Source organism: Roseateles sp. GW823-FHT07B05 (genome assembly GCF_058794515.1).
The window spans coordinates 290178-308540 of record NZ_JBXAGX010000003.1 but is presented as its reverse complement, the minus strand read 5'-3'; the positions used below and the strand labels follow the sequence as shown (position 1 = coordinate 308540).

At 72.5% G+C, this 18363-nt stretch carries 12 protein-coding genes; 4 read left to right on the top strand and 8 right to left on the bottom strand.

The window, feature by feature from the left end:
• Window positions 1-415: 415 nt before the first annotated feature.
• Genes AC1Q7O_RS09605 through AC1Q7O_RS09590 form a run of 4 tightly spaced genes read right to left on the bottom strand, consistent with a single transcriptional unit; the run spans window position 416 to window position 3949 of the window.
• Entirely contained in the window at window positions 416-1675 is a 1260-nt protein-coding gene (locus AC1Q7O_RS09605) for a glutamate-5-semialdehyde dehydrogenase (RefSeq protein ID WP_492659070.1), read from the bottom strand.
• A gap of 48 nt (window positions 1676-1723) precedes the next feature.
• Window positions 1724-2341 (bottom strand): hypothetical protein, encoded by a 618-nt coding sequence (locus AC1Q7O_RS09600; protein ID WP_492658966.1) that lies wholly within the window; start codon window positions 2339-2341, stop codon window positions 1724-1726.
• 14 nt (window positions 2342-2355) lie between these two features.
• Window positions 2356-2751, bottom strand: coding sequence for a GNAT family N-acetyltransferase (locus AC1Q7O_RS09595; protein WP_492658967.1), 396 nt, complete (start codon window positions 2749-2751; stop codon window positions 2356-2358).
• Between the two features lies 1 nt (window position 2752).
• On the bottom strand, window positions 2753-3949 hold the full coding sequence (locus AC1Q7O_RS09590) for an FAD-dependent monooxygenase (RefSeq protein ID WP_492658968.1): 1197 nt from the start codon (window positions 3947-3949) through the stop codon (window positions 2753-2755).
• An 87-nt stretch (window positions 3950-4036) separates the two neighbouring features.
• Here AC1Q7O_RS09590 and AC1Q7O_RS09585 point away from each other — a divergent pair, with 87 nt between their 5' ends.
• Entirely contained in the window at window positions 4037-5020 is a 984-nt protein-coding gene (locus AC1Q7O_RS09585; protein ID WP_492658969.1) for a potassium channel beta subunit family protein, read from the top strand.
• A gap of 3 nt (window positions 5021-5023) precedes the next feature.
• On the opposite strand, the gene AC1Q7O_RS09580 is transcribed toward AC1Q7O_RS09585, so the two are convergent.
• Genes AC1Q7O_RS09580 through nosR form a run of 3 tightly spaced genes read right to left on the bottom strand, consistent with a single transcriptional unit; the run spans window position 5024 to window position 9108 of the window.
• The gene (locus tag AC1Q7O_RS09580; protein ID WP_492658970.1) at window positions 5024-7144 is read right to left on the bottom strand and encodes a PAS domain-containing sensor histidine kinase; all 2121 of its coding nucleotides are present in this window, start codon (window positions 7142-7144) and stop codon (window positions 5024-5026) included.
• A gap of 4 nt (window positions 7145-7148) precedes the next feature.
• Entirely contained in the window at window positions 7149-7736 is a 588-nt protein-coding gene (locus AC1Q7O_RS09575) for a response regulator (protein ID WP_492658971.1), read from the bottom strand.
• Between the two features lie 25 nt (window positions 7737-7761).
• Window positions 7762-9108: a response regulator c-di-GMP phosphodiesterase, NosR family gene (nosR, locus tag AC1Q7O_RS09570; RefSeq protein WP_492658972.1), complete on the bottom strand. Its 1347-nt coding sequence runs from the start codon at window positions 9106-9108 to the stop codon at window positions 7762-7764.
• A gap of 228 nt (window positions 9109-9336) precedes the next feature.
• On the opposite strand from nosR, the gene AC1Q7O_RS09565 reads away from it, so the two are divergent.
• Window positions 9337-12456 (top strand): diguanylate cyclase, encoded by a 3120-nt coding sequence (locus AC1Q7O_RS09565; protein ID WP_492658973.1) that lies wholly within the window; start codon window positions 9337-9339, stop codon window positions 12454-12456.
• A 61-nt stretch (window positions 12457-12517) separates the two neighbouring features.
• Window positions 12518-15604 (top strand): ligand-binding sensor domain-containing diguanylate cyclase, encoded by a 3087-nt coding sequence (locus tag AC1Q7O_RS09560; RefSeq protein WP_492662688.1) that lies wholly within the window; start codon window positions 12518-12520, stop codon window positions 15602-15604.
• Here the strand turns inward: AC1Q7O_RS09560 and AC1Q7O_RS09555 are convergent.
• Window positions 15579-16202, bottom strand: a complete 624-nt coding sequence (locus AC1Q7O_RS09555; protein WP_492658975.1) for a hemerythrin domain-containing protein — start codon at window positions 16200-16202, stop codon at window positions 15579-15581. The two genes, AC1Q7O_RS09560 and AC1Q7O_RS09555, sit on opposite strands and share 26 nt — an antisense overlap.
• Before the next feature lie 112 nt (window positions 16203-16314).
• Here AC1Q7O_RS09555 and tkt point away from each other — a divergent pair, with 112 nt between their 5' ends.
• A complete protein-coding gene (tkt, locus tag AC1Q7O_RS09550) occupies window positions 16315-18330 on the top strand; it encodes a transketolase (protein WP_492658976.1) in 2016 nt (671 codons plus the stop codon).
• Window positions 18331-18363: the final 33 nt, after the last annotated feature.

Sequence of the window (18363 nt, the reverse complement as noted above, 5' to 3'; positions counted from 1 at the left end):
CCCAGCCTATACCCGCGCCTGAGGAAACAAGCGGCGAACGCGTCCGCCCGCCGCCGGGTTACGTCCGTTGGGGCAACTTCAGCGCCCACCAAAGCAGCCGGGAACCACGACTCTGCGATGAGGGGTTGACCGCGGACAAAGAACGCGGGCGTCTCCGTCCCTTGCAGTGAAGCAGCTTCTTTGGCCGTTAGCACGATCTCTTCACCAAGGCTAAGTGCCGTGCATTCTTTGAGGTTCGACAGCTGCGATTCCAACGGCATGCCCTTGGGCGGCAGCAACGCCGGCACTTGCAGGGTCTGCAACTGTCGCTTGGAGGGTTCTCCTGCAGCGCCCAGCGTGAACGAAACCAGGCCTGCGGCGATGCATACGCACCTGAGGTGCCGGCCACCGCGCCCCGAATGCTGGATGCCTGCAATCAACCCCTCACCTCCCCCTGCCCCAACACCACCCACTTCATCGACGTCAGCCCCTCCAACCCCACCGGCCCGCGGGCGTGGAACTTGTCGGTGGAGATGCCGATCTCGGCGCCCAGGCCGTACTCGAAGCCATCGGCAAACCGCGTGCTGGCGTTGACCATGACGCTGGCCGAATCCACCTCGCGCAGGAAGCGCATCGCGTTGGGATGGTTGGTCGTCAGGATCGCATCCGTGTGATGCGACCCGTAGCGGTTGATGTGCGCGATGGCCTCGTCCAGCGAGTCCACCACCTTGATGCTGATGACGGGCGCCAGGTACTCGGTCGCCCAGTCCTCCTCGACAGCCGCCACGGCGCCGGGCACCAGGGCCAGCGTGCGCAGGCAGCCGCGCATCTCCACGCCCTTGGCCTTGAAGACGGCCGCGATGCGCGGCAGGAAGGCCGCGGCCTGCGCCGCATGCACCAGCAGTGACTCGGTCGCGTTGCAGGGGCTGTACTTCTGCGTCTTGGCGTTGTCCACCACCTTCACGGCCAGGTCCAGGTCGACCTGCTCGTCCACGTAGCTGTGGCAGTTGCCGTCCAGGTGTTTGATGACGGGCACCTTGGCTTCCGCCGAGATGCGCTCGATCAGCCCCTTGCCGCCGCGCGGGATGATGACGTCCACCCACTGCGGCTGCGAGATCAGCAGGCCCACCGCGGCGCGGTCGGTCGTGTTGACGAGCTGCACGGCGGCGCGCGGCAGGCCGGCTTCCTCCAGCGACGCGGCCACCAGCTCGGCCAACGCGAGGTTGGAGTGGATGGCCTCCGAGCCGCCGCGCAGGATGCAGGCGTTGCCGCTCTTGATGGCGAGCGACGCGGCCTCGATGGTCACGTTGGGGCGGCTCTCGTAGATCATGCCGAACACGCCCAGCGGCACGCGCATCTGGCCGACGCTGATGCCGGTGGGGCGGCGCTTCACGCCGGTGATCTCGCCGATGGGGTCGGGCATGGCGGCGATCTGCTCGCAGCCTTCGGCCACGGTGGCCAGCGTCTTGGCATCGAGCTTGAGGCGGTCGCGCAGCGGGCCGCTGAGGTCGGCGGCGCCGGCCAGGTCGCGCGCGTTGGCCTCGGCCAGCGCCGGGCCGGCCTCGCGCAGGTGGCGGGCCAGCGCCAGCAGCGCGGTGTTCTTGGCGGCCGTGGAGGCGGCGGCCATCGTCGTGGCGGCGGCGCGGGCGGCGCGGCCGAGGTCGTCCATGTAGGCGGGCAGGCTCATGGGCGTGATTGTCCCAAAGGGCGCCCCTGCGGCGCTTCGTCAGGGCCCGAGGGAGCCTTAGTCCACGTCGAGCGTGTACGTGACCGCCTGCGACATGCCCGGCAGGATGCCGCCGAAGTTCAGCGTGTAGCGGCCCTTCTTCAACGGCCCCAGCGCCACGTAGAAGCCGTTGCCGGCGGCCAAGGTGTCGTCATCGTCGGCGATGTGGAAGCAGCGCCGCGTGGCCTGGCGGTGCGCGGCCAGGCCGCTGAAGCGCTTGCCGTTGACCTCCAGCACCAGCGCGTCGGGCGCGGGCGTCAGCTCGGCGGCGCGTTTCTTGAGCGAGGCGCAGGACTCGTCGGCGTCGTCGGGCTCGAAGGTGACGTAGTTGATGAGCGGGAAGAACAGCGTCTTGCCCGCCGGCACGCGGCAGCTGCGCACGGTGCGCGCGGTGCCATAGGTGCCGGCCAGGAACCACACGGGCCCGCTCTGGCCCTCGGCGCACAGGCGGCCGTCGCGGTCGGCGACGGGGCTGTCCTCGTCGTCGAAGGACAGCGCCCAGCGCCACCAGCGCTTGGACCATTCCTCCTGCGACGCGCCGGCGATGGGCTTGGTGGGCGGGATCAGCGGCGCGGTCTGCGCGCGGGCCGACGGGGCCGCCGCCAGCAGGGCGGCAAGGGCGAGCGCGTAGCGCATCGTGTAGTTCCTGTTCATCTGCGCTGCCCCGGCCGCTCCATGGTGACCTCGGACAAGCGAAAACCCAGCTTCTCGTAGAAGGCCGACACACCGTCACGCCCTGCTCGCAGCACCCACGTCATGCGGTCGTTGCTGCCCATCGCGGCCCGCACCAGCGCACTGCCAATGCCGCGACCGCGATGCGACGCGGCGACCACGACCATGGAGATATAGCCATTGAAGAGACCGTCGGTGATCGCCCGCAGGAAGCCGACGACGCGGCCTTCATCCAGCGCCACCAGCGTCAGCTGCGACTGGGCGAGCAGCTGCCGGAACACGGCCGGATCTTCCACGCGGGGGCCCCAGTGGTTGTCGACCAGCAGCTGGCGCGCGGCCTCGATCTCGTCGGGTTGGATGGCGCGGATCTGCATGTCAGCCGCCGAACATCATTCGCCTTGCCACGGCCGTCTTCAGCGGCGTCGCCAGCTCCAGCCCGGCCAGCGCCAGGCCGCGCAGGCCCGGCAGGCCGGGCAGCCGCCACGCGAAGCTGCGGGCGAGGAAGTCGGTGGCGGCGATCATGGGCCAGCGGTCGGGCGCACGCTGGCGGTCGATGCCGGCCAGCGCGGCGTCCAGGCCCAGGCCCAGGCCGGTCTCGGCAGACTCACGCAGCGCGTCCATCAGCGCCTGCGCGTCGCGCAGGCCGAGGTTGAGGCCCTGGCCGGCCACCGGGTGCAGCGTCTGCGCCGCGTTGCCGATGCGCAGCGTGCGGCCCTGCAGCAGCCGCGTCTCGGCGTTCAGGCCCAGCGGGAAGCACTTCAGCGCCGAGATGCCGGTGAGCCGGCCGGCGGCCTCGGGCAGCTGCTGCTGGATGACGACGAGGCGCTGCGCATCGCTGAGCGCGGCGATGTCGTCCTCGGCCTGCGGCAGGCACCACACCAGCGCGGCGCGCGGGCCCTGCGCGTCGTCGGGCAGCGGCAGCAGCGCCAGCGGCCCGTTGCGCGTGAAGCGCTCCACCGCCAGGCCCTGCAGGCCGGGCGACGCCAGCCGCACGGTGCCGACCCACGCGTTCTGGTGGTAGTCGCTGCTGATGCGCTTGCGCTCCTGCTCGGCGAACACGCCGCCCTCGGCAACGACGGCGAGGTCGAAGCGCTCCACCAGCGGGCCGTCGCCGCTGTCCAGTTCCACGCCGTCGGCGTCGGAGCGGATCGCGTGCACGGGCGTGCCGAAGCGCGTGAACAGCCGCTGCGGCGCGGTGGCGGCCACGTCCAGCCAGCGCTGCTGCAGCGGCGCCACCAGCGCGCCGTACGGCAGCACGGCGCCCAGCTGCGGCACGCCGAGGTCGGCGGCGCGGATGCGCACCTCGCCCGCCGGACCTGAAAAAGGCGACGGCGGCGCCTGGCTGACGTGCACGGTCTGGATGGCCTGGGCCGCGGCCGGGTGCCAGGCGTGCAGCCGCTGCAGCAGCCGGATGCTGCCGAGGTTGAGCGCCAGCGTGCGCGCGTCGCCGCGGACGTCGCGGTCCAGCGGGCGGGTGTCGAAGAGGTAGATCTGGGCGGCCGGCAGGCGCTCGGCGGCCAGCAGGGCGAGCGCGAGGCCGGCGGGGCCCGCGCCGATGACGGCGAGGTTCATGACCGCAACGATACCCGCCCGCGGGACAGGCCCGGGCCGGCCCGCGTAAGCTGCCGCGCTTTCCCCAGCCCCCCACAGGATCTGCCCATGCAATACCGCCGCCTCGGCCGCGCCGGCCTCCAGGTCTCCGAACTCTCGCTCGGCTCCTGGGTCACGTACCACAACCAGGTCGACACCAAGGCCGCCACCGAGATGCTGGCCGCGGCCTTCGACGCCGGCATCAACTTCTTCGACAACGCCGAGGTCTACGCCCAGGGCGAGAGCGAGGTCGTCATGGGCCAGGCCTTCAAGGCGCTGGGCTGGAACCGGCTGGACTACATCGTCTCCAGCAAGTTCTTCTGGGGGCTGGCGCGCGACGGCGTCACGACGACCAACCGCAAGGACACGCTGAACCGCAAGTACCTGATGCAGGCCGTGGACGGCTCGCTGAAGCGCCTGCAGCTGGACCACATCGACCTGATCTACTGCCACCGCCCCGACCCGCACACGCCCATCGAGGAGACCGTGTGGGCGATGAGCGACATCATCCGCCAGGGCAAGGCGCTGTACTGGGGCACCAGCGAGTGGTCAGCGGCCGACATCCGCGCGGCCTGGGACATCGCCGACCGCCATCACCTGCACAAGCCCGTCGTGGAGCAGCCGCAGTACCACCTGTTCCACCGCCGCAAGGTCGAGCAGGAGTTCGCCCGTCTCTATGACGACATCGGCCTGGGCCTCACCACCTGGAGCCCGCTGGCCTCGGGCCTGCTGACGGGCAAGTACCGCGGCGGCATTCCCGACGGCAGCCGCGGCGCGCTGGAGAGCATGGGCTGGCTGCGCGAGCAGCTGCAGGACAAGGCGCGCAACGACGCCGTCGGCCAGTTGGTCGACATCGCCGCCGAGCTGAGCTGCACGCCGGCGCAGCTGGCCATCGCGTGGATCAACCGCAACCCGCGCGTGTCCACGGTCATCCTGGGCGCCAGCCGCATCGAGCAGCTGCGCGACAACCTCGGTGCGCTGGCCGTGGTGCCCAAGCTCACGCCCGAGGTGCTGGCCCGCATCGAGGCCGCCACGGCGCCGCTGGCGCGCTGAGCGTCAGGCCGCCGGGCCGGCCACGGGCACCCAGACGCGAAAGCGGGTGCCCTCGCCGGGGGCGGACTGCAGCTCGATGCGGCCACCGTGCTTCTGCACGATGGAGAACGACAGCGACAGCCCCAGGCCCGTGCCCTTGCCCACCGGCTTGGTGGTGTAGAAGGGCTCGAAGATGCGGCGCTGCACCTCCGGCGTCATGCCGCAGCCGTCGTCGGCCACCTCAATCCAGGCCCAGTCGCGGTCCTCCTGCACCGCCACGCCGGTGGCCAGCGTGATGACGCCGCGCCGCTCGGCCGGCATGGCATGCGCGGCGTTCACGATCAGGTTCAGGAACACCTGGTTGAGCTGCCCCGCCAGGCAGCGCACCGGCGGCAGCTGGCCGTACTGGCGCCGCACGTCGGCGCGGTACTTGACCTCGTTCATGACGACGTTGAGCGTGGACTCCAGCCCGGCGTTGAGGTCGGCGTCCTGCCAGTCGGCATGGTCCACGCGCGAGAAGTCCTTCAGGTCCTGCACGATCTTGCGCACGCGCGACAGGCCGTCCTCGCTGTCGTCGAGCAGCGAGGGCAGGTCCTCGACGATGAACTCCAGGTCCGCCGCCTGCTTGAGCGCGGCCAGCTCGGCGTCCACCGGCCCGCGCTCACGGGCGACGTAGGCCTGCGTCAGCGCCAGCAGCTGCTCGGCGTAGCGCCGCAGCGTGCCGAGGTTGGAGTTGACGAAGCCGATGGGGTTGTTGATCTCGTGGGCCACGCCGGCCGCGAGCTGGCCAATGGAGGCCATCTTCTCGGACTGCAGCAGCTGGTTCTGCGCCTCCTCCAGCCGCGCATTCGTCACCTGCATGTTGCGGAAGTTGCTGACCAGTTCCTCCTGCGCGCGCATGACTTCGCTGTGGTCCTGCAGCAGCCACCACATGCCCGACGTGCCGCCGGCGGGGTTGGACGCGTAGGCGATCAGCTGCACCCAGATGCGCCGGCCGGTCCAGGTCCGCAGCCACATCTCGTGCACGAGCGAGGTGCCGGCCCGCAGCGCATTCGTCGCCAGGCGGCCGAGGTCGTGGAAATCGGCGTTGTCCAGGAAGAAGCGGCGCGGCGCCAGCTCGGCCGGCGACACGTCGGCGGGCAGCTCCAGGATCTCGGCGAACTTCTTGTTGGTGCGCGCGATCTGCAGCTCGCGCGTGGCGATGATGCCCACCGACGCGTTCTCCAGAAAAGCCTCCAGCTCGCGGTGCGTCAGGCGCAGCTCGGCGGTGCGCTGCGCGACGGTGGACTCCAGCTCCGCCTGGTGGCGGCGCAGCTGCTCCTCGGCCTGGTGGCGGGTCGTCACGTCCTGCAGCGTCTCGATGGCGCCCATGACCTGGCCGTCGATGCCGCGCAGCGGCGCGGCCGTCACGCACAGCCAGCGCCCCGCCGGGCCGAGCGTCGGGAAGAAGCCCTCGTAGCTGTAGCTGTCGGCCAGCAGCGGTGAGCGCTGCAGCGCATCGCCGTAGTACAGCGGCCCGTCTTCCTGCAGCCGGCCGTCCACGATGAGCTCCGCGAGCGTGGGCCGCACATGCTCGTGGAAGGCGCGCCAGGTCTCGTCGCCGCCCAGCATCTGGCCGGCCGTGCGGCCGGTCAGCTGCGCGCAGGCCGCGTTCCAGTGCGTGACGCGGTGGCTGCCATCGATGACGTAGCTGGCCACCGGCCCGTTTTCGACGATCTGGTACATCACGCGGCCGACCTCGAGCAGGCTGTTCTGCACGTGCCGCATGTCGCTCAGGTCCTGGCAGGTCAGCAGCACCAGCGGCGCGGCCTCGGTGGCCAGGCGGCGCGCGGCGATCTCCAGGTGGCGGCGCGTGCCGCTTGCGCTGACGGCCTCGATCTCCATGGCCGGCAGCGCACCCTCGCTGTCCAGACAGCGGCGGCCGTACTCGCGCAGCTCGGCCTGCTGGGCCGGCGCGGCCCAGGCTTCGGGGGCCAGCTGCGGCAGTTCGTCGGCCGTGCGGCCCAGCAGGCGCAGCATGGCGTCGTTGGCGAAGACGGTGTGCTCGCCGTCGTGCGCCAGCAGCGCGGCGCTCACCGCTTCCAGCGCTGCGCGCAGGCTGTCAGGCAGGACCGGCACATCGCAGGGCTGGCGGGCGGCGCTCATGGCATCAGAAGCTCACGCTGCCCACAGGGTCCAGCACATAGGCGCCGTCGCTGCTCCAGCACACCTGTGTGATGCCGGGCTCCATGCGCTCCAGGCGGCGGCGCTCCACCTCCTGCGCGCTCAGCTGGCCCAGCGTCAGGCGCTGGCGCTCGGCGAGCAGTTCGGTCTCGACGACTCGGCGATGGTCTTCCAGCTGCTCATGCACGGCGGCCAGCAGTTCGGGCTCGTTCCAGGGCTTGGACAGGAACAGGGAGATGCGCGCGGAGTTGATGGCGTCGGTCAGCCCCTCGAAGTCGGCATGGGCCGACAGGATGACGCGCCGGCAGTCGGGCTGGCACTCGCGCAGGCCGGCCAGGAACTGGGCGCCGTTCATGCCGGGCATGCGGAAGTCGCTGATCGCCAGCGCGAAGCTCTGCTCCCGCGCGCGGGCCAGCGCGGCCGCGGGGTCGGTGAAGGCCTCGGTGCGCAGCGGCTGCCAGAGGCCGTCGGCGGCGCCGCGGCGCAGCGTACGCACCAGCGCGTGGAGGATGGCCGGCTCGTCGTCGACGAGCAGCACGTGCTGGGGAGTGGAGGCGGTCGCTGGGGTGGGCATGGGGTGCTTTCGAAAGGGCGGTGGGTCAGGACGAGGCGGAAGCGGTGTCGGGGCGGGTGTCGCGGATGCGGAAGACGGTGCCCAGGCCCTCGCGCGCGACCAGGTCGCGCAGCGTGGTGATGACCACGGCATCGAACACGAAGCCCGCGGCGAGCAGCAGCGTGCCTTGCGGGCTGAGCAGGTCGGACGCCATCACCATGCCGGGCTTGAGCTCGCCGGCGGAGAGCGCCAGCTCGTTCGGCGCGGGGGCGGGCGCGGTGTTCAACAGGCGCTCGAAGGCCGCCACGACGGCGGGGGCGAAATGCGTGCCGGCCGCGCCGTGGATAACGGCGCGGGCGCGGGCCTCGTCATGCCGGCGCTCGGACAGGCGGCCGGCCTGCAGGCCTTCGAAGGCCGCGGCCAGGCCCACGACCTGGGCCGCCAGCGGCAGCTCGGCGCCGGCCAGGCCATCGGGAAAGCCCAGGCCGTCGATGCGTTCCTGGTGGGCGCGCACCAGGTGCGCCGCGCCGCGCAGGCCCGTCAGCGGCATCAGCGCCGCCTCGCCCAGCAGCGGGTAGCGGCGGTACAGCACCAGCTCCTCGCCGCGCATCATCGACACCGGCTTGCGCAGCAGCGCATCGGGCAGGCCGATCTTGCCCACCTCGTGCAGCAGGCCGGCCGCGTAGCAGTCCTGCTGCTCGGCCGTTGACAGGCCCAGCTCGGCCGCGAGGCGCCGGGCCAGCTGCCCCACCCGCTCGGCATGGCCGGCCTGGCCGGCCGCGCGCAGCTCCATCAGGCTGGCGAACACCTTGACAGACAGCAGGAAGTTCTCGCGCAGCTCGGCGAAGGCGCGCTCCAGCATGTCGTTCACCTGGGACAGCTCGGCCGTGCGGGCGGCCACGCGCCGCTCCAGCTCGGCGTTGTGCGCCTGCGTGAGCGCCTGCAGCCGGCGGTTCTCCGCGCGCAGCTGCACCCGCTCCAGGCCCTCGCGCACCGCCAGCAGCAGCTCCTGGTCATCCCAGGGCTTGGCGATGTAGCGCTGGATCTCGCCCTGGTTGATGGCCGCGACGATGGAGCCGATGTCGGCATAGCCCGTCAGCAGCAGCCGTGCAACGTCGGGCCAGCCCTGGCACACCGACTGCAGCAGCTGCGCGCCGTCCATGCCCGGCATGCGCATGTCCGACAGCACCAGATCCACCTTCTCTTGCGCCAGCACCTGCAGCGCCGCCTCGCCGCTCTCGGCCAGCAGCAGCCGGTGGCCCAGCGGCCGGAACAGCCGGCGCAGGGCGCTGAGGATGGCCGGCTCGTCGTCGACGAACAGCAGCGTGCACACCCGCGGTTCGGCGGGGGGCGCGGCAGCGGTCGGGGAGGCGGGGGCGAGCGGGGCTTCCATGGCGAACTCCTTGGCCCTGCGGACTCAACGGGAGCGCGCCGGGCTGGACGCTAGTTTGCCTAAATTTGATAAAAACGATTCATCTCAATTGATAGAAGCGCCCATGCCCGCGATTTAATTCACGGCACGGCAGGGGGTGCCGGGGGCCGCGCCGGCCCGAACGGGAGTTTTCCCCTGCGGGCTTGTGCCGGCACGGCATGCCGGCGACGTCGCAGAGAATGCCGCGCCATGAGGGTGTCCATAAAGAGAGGGGCCACAAGCCTGCTGTTGCTGCTGGGCCTGGCGACCGCCCAGGCCGTGGTGCCGCGCTTCGAGCCCATCGGCGAATCGGGCGCGGTGCGGGACAACGTCGTCTCCGCGCTGGCGCTGGACGCCCGCGGCCTGCTGTGGGCGGGCTCGCCCGAGGGCCTGCTGCGCTTCGACGGCTACACCTTCAAGCACCACGCGCTGGCGGCGCCGGACGGCACGCTGCTGCCCGAGCAGTTCGTGCGCGCCATGCTGCCCGACCCGCGCGGCTGGATGTGGGTGGCCGCCGGCAACAGCGGCCTGGTGCGCATGGACATGGCCACCGGCCAGTGGGCCCGCTGGGCCCGCGACGGCAGCTCCGCCGACGAAACCGCCCCCGCCGCCAACACCGTGCGCACGCTGGCGCTGGAGAAAGACGGCACGCTGTGGCTGGGCGGCAGCGGCGGGCTGGACCGCTTCGACGTCAAGCGCGAGCGCTTCACCCACCACCGCGGCAAGGAGGACGGCCTGCCCGACCCGCGCGTGCAGACGCTGCTGGTGGACCGCCAGGGCACGCTGTGGATAGGCACCTGGCGCGGCCTCGCCCGCAAGGCGCCCGACGGCCCCATCGAGACGCTGGACGTGGGCCTGTCCGACCAGCTCGTCACGCTGCTGGCCGAGACGCTGGACGGCCGCATCATCGCCGGCACGGCCCAGGGCCGGCTGCGCGCGCTGTCCACCGCCGGCCAGCTGCTGCCCTTCAGCGCCGGCGCGCAGGCCGACGGCGCCAGCGTCTGGCCCGTCATGGCGATGGCGCAACCCGACCCCGACGAGCTGTGGTTCGGCGACGCGTCGGGCCTGTCGCGCCGCCGCGCGCTCGACGGCGCCCTCATCGAGCGCCTGCCCGCCACCGCGCCGCGCAGCGACGTGCGCGCGCTGCTGCGCGACCCCTCCGGCACCATCTGGGCCGGCAGCTACGGCGGCGGTCTGATGCGGCACGTGCCGTCGCTGCCGGGCCTGTCCATGGTGCGCGAGGCCATGGGCCCCGCCGCGCTGGACGTGCGCAGCATCCTGCAGCTCAAGAGCGGCGAGATCTGGCTGGGCACGCTGGCCGGCGGCATCGAGCGCCGCGACCGCGAGCTGCAGCCGCTGGCCCACATCATCCCGGGCACCGCGGGCCTGCCGGCCGGGCGCGTCAACGCGATGGCGCAGACGCAGGACGGCTCGGTCTGGGTGGCCATCGACACGCAGCTGCTGCGCTTCGACGAGCAGGGCCGCTGGAAAGAGACGCTGCGCAGCGGCAACGCGGTGCCGCGGCGCTTCCACGCCACCGACGACGGCGCGCTGTGGATCGCCACGCTGGACGGCCTGCTGCGCTGGTCGCCGCGCCAGCCGCAGATGCGCCCCATCCCCACCGCCGGGCTGGTGGGCGGCACCGGCGAGGTCAACGCGTTCGCGCGGCTGCCCGACGGCAGCCTGTGGGCCGGCGGCGCGGCGGGGCTGTTCCGCATCGCCCGCCCCGGCGACGAGGAGCCCATCGCCGAATGGGTGGAGACCAAGGGCCTGACCGGCCAGACCGTGCTGGGCATGGCCGTGGACCTGGCCGGCCGCCTGTGGGTGGACACCGGCACCGGCCTGCACCGCATGGTGGACAACAAGGGCGCGCAGGCGCGCTTCGAGGCCGTGGCCGCGTCCGACGCCGGCGGCGCGTTCGGCGCCAACCTGCTGTTCGACAAGCAGGGCCGCATCTGGTCGCAGCGCAACATGTTCGACCCGCGCAGCGGCGAGCGCCGCGAGCTGGGCGCCGCCGACGGCGCCGACCTGGGCACCGGCTGGTTCCGGGCCTACGAGAAGCTGGACGACGGCCGCATGCTGTTCGGCGGCGCACGCGGGCTGCTGGTCATCGCGCCCGACCGCTTCTCGCCGTGGGCCTACAAGCCGCCGCTGGTGGCGGCAGAGCTGCGCGTGGACGGCGAGGAGCGACCGCTGCCCACCGGCGGCGCCAAGCTGGTGCTGGCGCCGGGCGAGCGCGCGTTCAGCCTGGCCTTCGCCGCGCTGGACTACAGCCAGCCCGGCCGCAACCGCTACCGCTACCGGCTGCAGGGGCTGGACGACGGCTGGGTGGACGGCAGCCTGGGCCGCACGGCCACCTACACCAACCTGTCGCCCGGCCACTACCGGCTGCACGTGCAGGGCAGCAACCGCGACGGCGTCTGGGGGCCCGACGAGCTGCAGCTGGAGGTGCACGTGCGCGCCGCCTGGTGGCAGACGCTGTGGGCGCGTGCGCTGGCCGTGCTGGCGGCACTCGCCGCCGTGGCCGGCATCGTGCGCATGCGCACGCGCTGGCTGCTGCGCCGCCAGCGCGTGCTGGAGGCGCGCGTGCACGAGCGCACCGAGGCGCTGGAGGCCGCCACCGCCGCGCTGACCGCCAAGTCCATCGAGCTGGAGGAAGCCAGCCTCACCGACCCGCTGACCGGCCTGCGCAACCGCCGCTTCCTGGACCGCCAGATGCCCGCCGACGTGGCGCTGGCGCAGCGCCACTACGAGCCCATCGCGCACATCCCCAGCCCCGGCGGCAGCGAGCAGGACCTGCTGTTCTTCCTCGTCGACATCGACCACTTCAAGCGCATCAACGACGCCCACGGCCACATGGCCGGCGACGCCGTGCTGACGCAGATGCGCGGCCGGCTGGAGCAGGTGTTCCGCGCGACGGACTACCTGGTGCGCTGGGGCGGCGAGGAGTTCCTCATCGTCGCCCGCGGCACGCCGCGCGGCCGCGCCGCCGAGCTGGCCGAGCGCGCCCGCCAGGCCATCGCCGCCCAGCCCTTCGAGGTGGAGGGCGACTTCCGGCTGACGCTGACCTGCTCGGTGGGCTTCAGCGCCTTCCCGCTGTGCACGCGGCTGCCCGCCGCGCTGGACTGGCATGCCGCCATCGACCTCGCCGACGCGGCGCTGTACGAGGCCAAGGACGTGGGCCGCAACGCCTGGGTGGGCCTGGTGGACGCCGAGGCGGCCGACACGGCCCAGCTGCTGGAAGACGCCCGCCGCCGCCTGGACGAATGGGCCGCGACGGGGCGGCTGAAGCTCGCCACCTCCGTGGCCGAGCGGCTCAAGCGGGTCTGACGCGGCCCGCGGCCGGGCGGGCCTGCTACGCTCGCCGCCCCCTGGAACGATGACCGCGTCGATGCGCCTGCCGCTCGCCCTGCTCCTGCTGCTGATCTGCTGCCTGGCCCCGCCGCCGGCCACCGCCGGGCGGGACCCCATGTCGGAACCGCGCTTCGTGACGGCCGGCGGCACGGCGGGCATCGTCGACGGCATCGTCGCCGCGCTGGCCCAGGACGAGGGCGGCCTGATCTGGGTGGGCACCAGCGTGGGCCTGGTGCGCTACGACGGCTACCAGACCAAGACCTACCCGATGACCGACGAGGCCCGGCCCGGCAGCCGCGCCAACCGCTTCCTGCGTGCGCTGCTGGCCGACCGCGGCGGCGTGCTGTGGGCCGGCAGCGCCAGCGAGGGCCTGGCCCGCTTCGACTCGCAGGCCGAGCGCTGGACCTTCCTGCAGCACGACCCCGCCGTGCCCCACTCCATCTCGCCCGGCAGCGTGCTGCGGCTGGCGCGCGCACAGGACGGCCGCATCTGGGTGGGCCTGCTGGGCGGCCTGGACCGGCTGGACCCGGCCACCGGCCGCTTCGAGCATTTCCGCGCCGGCGCCGCCAGCGGCCTGCCGGACGACCGCATCGGCGCGCTGCTGGTGGACCGCGACGGCGACCTCTGGGTGGGCACCTGGCGCGGCCTGGCGCGGCTGCGCGCCGGCGCCCAGCGTTTCGAGCCGGTGCCGGGCGACTGGGCCGTCAACGCGCTGGCCCAGGCCGGCGACGGCCACATCTGGGTCGGCACGCGCGACGGCCGGCTGCTGCGGCTGGACCGCGACGGCCACGCGCCGCCGCAGCCGCTGGCGGCCGGCGACGGCGCCCGCCCCTCGCCGGTGCTGAGCCTGCTGAGCGTGGGCGAGGGCGAGGTGTGGGTGGGCCGCGTCACGGGCGTGGAGCTGCGCGCCACCGACGGCCGGCTGCTGCAGCTGCTCAAGCGCAACCAGCGCCGCCCGTGGACGCTGGGCGGCACCGACTTCCACGCGCTGCTGCGCGACCGCGCCGGCACGCTATGGGTGGGCGGCTACGGCGGCGGCCTGCAGCGCTACGACCCCGAGAACCAGGCCCTGTGGGTGCGCCGCCAGGACGACGACCCCACCAGCCCGCTGGCCGACACCGACGTGCGCAGCGTGCTGCAGCTGGGCAGCGGCGAGATCTGGCTGGGCACGCTGGAGCGCGGCATCGCCGTGCTGGACCCGCAGCTGCACCTGACCGGCGCGATCCGGCCCGACGCCCGCTTCAACGGCCTCGTCGCCGCGCTGGCGCAGGCGGGCGACGGCAGCGTCTGGGCCGGCACCGAGAGCGGCCAGCTGTTCCGCTTCGACGCGCAGCGCCGCCTGCGCGAGGTGCGCTCCACCGGCCAGGCACGCGTGCGCCGGCTGCTGGCCGGCCGCGACGGCACGCTGTGGGTGGGCACGGCGGACGGCCTGCATCGCCTGGCCGCCGGCGCCGCCGAGCTGGACCGCCTGCCGCTGGCCGGCGGCAAGCGCCTGGGCGGCAACGTCAACGCGATGATCGAGAGCGCCGACGGCCAGCTGTGGGTGGGTGCCGAGGCCGGGCTGTTCCGGCTCGTCGGCGGCGAGCTGCAGCCGGCCGGCGCCGGCCTGCCGCAGGAGGGCGTGCTGGGCCTGCTGATGGACGCCCGCGACACGCTGTGGGTGGACACCAGCGCCGGCCTGTTCCGCCGCCCGCCTGGGGCGGCGTTCGAACGCGTGGACCTGCACCGCGGCACGCAGGAGCGCAGCTTCGGCGCCAACCTGCTGGCCGACACGCAGGGCCGCATCTGGACGCACCGCGGCATGGTCGACCCCGCCACCGACCTCTACACCGAGTTCGGCAGGATCGACGGCGTGGACATCGGCACCGGCTGGTTCCGCGCCTACGGCCAGTTGGCCGACGGCCGCATGCTGTTCGGCGGCAGCACCGGGCTGCTGGTGGTGGAGCCGGGTCATTTCAGGCGCTGGGACTTCCAGCCGCCCATCGTCGCGACCGAGCTGCGCATCGACAGCCGCCGCCGGCCACTGGGGCTGCTGCGCGAGGGGCTGACGCTGACCTCGCGGCAACGCGCGTTCTCGGTGGAGTTCGCAGCGCTGGACTACAGCGCGCCGGCCCAGAACGTCTACCGCTACCGGCTGCTGGGCTACGACGACGACTGGATCACCACCGGCGCCGAGCTGCGCCTGGCCAGCTACGCCAACCTCTCCCCCGGCCGCTACACGCTGCAGGTGCAGGGCAGCAACCGCCTGGGCGACTGGACCGACCAGCCGCTGCTGATCGACGTGGAAGTGCAGCCCGCCTGGTGGCAGACCTGGTGGGCCCGGCTGCTGGGCGGGCTGCTGGCCGTGCTGGGTGTCTACGGCCTGGTGCAGTGGCGCACGCGCGCGCTGGAACGCCGCCAGGCCGAGCTGGAGCGGCGCGTGCAGGAGCGCACCGCCGAGCTGGAGGCGCTGTCGGAGGTGCTGAAGGAATCCAGCCTCAGCGACCCGCTGACCGGCCTGCACAACCGCCGCTACCTGACCCAGCACATCGACGCCGACATCGCGGTGGCGCTGCGCCGCCATGCCGCCGGCGGCGCGCCGTCGGACAACGGCGACCTCGTCTTCATGCTGGTGGACGTGGACCACTTCAAGCTCGTCAACGACCGCCACGGCCATTCGGCCGGCGACGCCGTGCTGGTGCAGATGCGCGAGCGGCTGCGCGAGGTGTGCCGCGACAGCGACCACGTCGTGCGCTGGGGCGGCGAGGAGTTCCTCGTCGTGGCCCGCGACGGCTCGCGCGAGCACGCGGCCGACCTGGCCGAGCGCATGCGCCGCGCCGTTTCCGGCCGTCCCTTCGTGCTGCCCGACGGCCAGACGGTGACGCGCAGCTGCTCCATCGGCTTCGCCTGCTTCCCGCTGGCGCCCGCCCACCCGCAGGCGCTGGACTGGGGCACCCTCATCGACGTGGCCGACGGCGCGCTCTACGAGGCCAAGCGCAGCGGCCGCGACCGCTGGGTGGGCGTCGTCAGCGCCGACCCCGGCCTGGACGCCGACGCGCTGCGCGAGCTGCTGGGCCGCCCACCCGTGGAGTGGCTGGCCAGCGAACGGCTGCGCGTGCTCAGGAGCGCACGCTCGCAGCGATAGGCGGCCCCCACCCGAACGGCGCCGGCAGCGCTGCCAGGATGCGCTCGCGCAGCGGCGCGTAGGCGGCGTCCACCGCCTGGCCGGGGCGCGGCGCGAGCGGGTCCTGGTGGCTGCCGAAGGCCTCGTCCAGCTCGGCCCAGTCGTCGGCGCCGAACACCTCGGCGGCGCGCGGCAGGATCTCGGTCTCCTCGCGCTTCATGTGGCGCAGGTAGCGCGCCGAGTACACGCGCAACTGCTCGGTGAACTTGTCGCGCCGGCTCTCGCCCATCTGCTCCCAGGCCAGCAGGCTGTGCTGCAGCGCGCGGATGGCGCGCTCGCCCTGGGCGTGGTCGGCCTCCAGGTCGTCCAGCGTGTCGCGCAGCGCCGGCGCCAGCGCGCGCAGCCGCGGGAACAGCAGCTCGCTTTCCTTTTTGTGATGCAGGCGTTCAGGGAATTCGTCGACATAGAACAGCATGGCCCGCAGCGCGCCGAAGTCCGGCGCGGCGCCGGCGTGGCGCTGCGCCTCCAGCAGCAGCGGCACCGTGCGCAGCATGGCCGCGAGGGCGTCGTGCTCGGCGCGGATGACGCGCACGGCCAGGGGCATGGGCGAGGGCAGCATGGCGCAAGCGTCGCTCCGCAGCGACGCCGCGGCCTTGCGTTGGATCAAGGCGCCGAAAGTCACCCCCGTAAAATCCCGTGTTTTGCTCCACCTGCTCAAGAAAGCCCCGGCCATGACCGCATCGACCGCCTCCCCCACCCTCATGGCCAACGCGATCCGCGCGCTGGCGATGGACGCCGTGCAGGCCGCCAACTCGGGCCACCCGGGCGCCCCCATGGGCATGGCGGACATCGCCGTCGCGCTGTGGGCCCGCCACCTCAAGCACAACCCGGCCAACCCGCACTGGGCCGACCGTGACCGCTTCGTGCTGTCCAACGGCCACGGTTCCATGCTGATCTACGCGCTGCTGCACCTGACGGGCTACGAGCTGCCCATCGAGGAGCTGAAGGCCTTCCGCCAACTGCACAGCAAGACGCCCGGCCACCCCGAGGTGGGCATCACCGCCGGCGTCGAGACGACCACCGGCCCGCTGGGCCAGGGCATCACGAACGCCGTGGGCCTGGCGCTGGCCGAGAAGCTGCTGGCCCGCGACTTCAACCGCGACGGCCACGAGATCGTCAACCACCACACCTACGCCTTCCTGGGCGACGGCTGCCTGATGGAAGGCATCTCCCACGAAGCCGCCGCGCTGGCCGGCGCCTGGAAGCTGAACAAGCTGATCGCCATCTACGACGACAACGGCATCTCCATCGACGGACAGGTCGCGCCCTGGTTCGTGGACGACACCGCCAAGCGCTTCCAGGCCTACGGCTGGAACGTCGTCGGCCCGGTGGACGGCCATGACGTGGACGCCGTGGACGACGCCATCGGCAAGGCCAAGCAGAGCACCGACAAGCCGACGCTCGTCATCGCCAAGACCCATATCGGCAAGGGCTCGCCCAACCGCGCCAACACCAGCAAGGCGCACGGCGAGCCGCTGGGCGCCGAGGAAATCAAGCTGACCCGCGAGGCGCTGGGCTGGACGCACGAGCCCTTCGTCGTGCCGCCCGAGGTCTACACAGCGTGGGACCACAAGTCCGCCGGCGACCGCGTCGAGAGCGAGTGGGACGTGCGCTTCGACGCCTACGCCGAAGCCCACCCCGAGCTGGCCGCCGAGTTCCAGCGCCGCATGGCCGGCGTGCTGCCCGCCGACTTTGCGCAGATCGCCGTGGACGCCGTCGTCAAGGCCCACGCCGACGCGCAGACCGTCGCCAGCCGCAAGGCCAGCCAGATCGCGCTGGAGGCCTTCACCGCCAAGCTGCCCGAGATGCTGGGCGGCAGCGCCGACCTGACCGGCTCCAACCTGACCAACACCAGCTCGACGCCCAACCTGCGCTTCGACGCTGACGGCAAGCCCAACAACGGCCGCCACATCAACTACGGCGTGCGCGAGTTCGGCATGGCCGCGATCATGAACGGCGTGGCCCTGCACGGCGGCTTCATCCCCTACGGCGGCACCTTCCTGACCTTCAGCGACTACAGCCGCAACGCCATCCGCATGGCCGCGCTGATGAAGACGCGCGTCATCCACGTGATGACGCACGACTCCATCGGCCTGGGCGAAGACGGCCCGACGCACCAGTCCATCGAGCATGTCGCCAGCCTGCGCCTGATCCCGGGCCTGGACGTCTGGCGCCCGGCCGACACGACCGAGACCGTCGTCGCCTGGACCATGGCGCTGGGCAACGCGCAGCGCCCCAGCCTGCTGGCGCTGTCGCGCCAGAACCTGGCCTACTCGCCCAAGACCAACGTCGACGAGATCGCCAAGGGCGCCTACGTGCTGGCCGAGCCGGCCAAGGGCAAGGCCAAGGCCGTCATCATCGCCACCGGCTCGGAAGTGCAGCTGGCGCTGGCCGCGCAGAAGCTGCTGGCCGACGAGGGCGTGAAGGTGCGCGTCGTCTCGATGCCGTCCACCAACGTGTTCGACCGCCAGGACAAGGACTACAAGAAGAGCGTGCTGCCCAAGGGCCTGCCGCGCGTGGCGGTGGAGATGGGCGTCAGCGACTTCTGGTGGAAGTACGGCGTGGACGCCGTCGTCGGCATCGACACCTTCGGCGAATCGGCCCCGGCACCGGTGCTGTTCAAGCACTTCGGCTTCACGCCCGAGAACGTCGCGGCGACCGTGAAGGCCGTGCTGAAGAAGAAGTAACTAACTCACTGCATCAGCGGCCTGAAGCCTCCC

Excerpts from the sequence above, each read along its gene's own strand:
- AC1Q7O_RS09600 (WP_492658966.1), bottom strand. The coding sequence starts at position 2,341 with ATGCGCTACGCGCTCGCCCTTGCCGCCCTGCTGGCGGCGGCCCCGTCG.
- AC1Q7O_RS09595 (WP_492658967.1), bottom strand. The coding sequence starts at position 2,751 with ATGCAGATCCGCGCCATCCAACCCGACGAGATCGAGGCCGCGCGCCAG.
- AC1Q7O_RS09590 (WP_492658968.1), bottom strand. The coding sequence starts at position 3,949 with ATGAACCTCGCCGTCATCGGCGCGGGCCCCGCCGGCCTCGCGCTCGCC.
- AC1Q7O_RS09585 (WP_492658969.1), top strand. The coding sequence starts at position 4,037 with ATGCAATACCGCCGCCTCGGCCGCGCCGGCCTCCAGGTCTCCGAACTC.
- AC1Q7O_RS09580 (WP_492658970.1), bottom strand. The coding sequence starts at position 7,144 with ATGAGCGCCGCCCGCCAGCCCTGCGATGTGCCGGTCCTGCCTGACAGC.
- AC1Q7O_RS09575 (WP_492658971.1), bottom strand. The coding sequence starts at position 7,736 with ATGCCCACCCCAGCGACCGCCTCCACTCCCCAGCACGTGCTGCTCGTC.
- nosR (WP_492658972.1), bottom strand. The coding sequence starts at position 9,108 with ATGGAAGCCCCGCTCGCCCCCGCCTCCCCGACCGCTGCCGCGCCCCCC.
- AC1Q7O_RS09565 (WP_492658973.1), top strand. The coding sequence starts at position 9,337 with ATGAGGGTGTCCATAAAGAGAGGGGCCACAAGCCTGCTGTTGCTGCTG.
- AC1Q7O_RS09560 (WP_492662688.1), top strand. The coding sequence starts at position 12,518 with ATGCGCCTGCCGCTCGCCCTGCTCCTGCTGCTGATCTGCTGCCTGGCC.
- AC1Q7O_RS09555 (WP_492658975.1), bottom strand. The coding sequence starts at position 16,202 with ATGCTGCCCTCGCCCATGCCCCTGGCCGTGCGCGTCATCCGCGCCGAG.
- tkt (WP_492658976.1), top strand. The coding sequence starts at position 16,315 with ATGACCGCATCGACCGCCTCCCCCACCCTCATGGCCAACGCGATCCGC.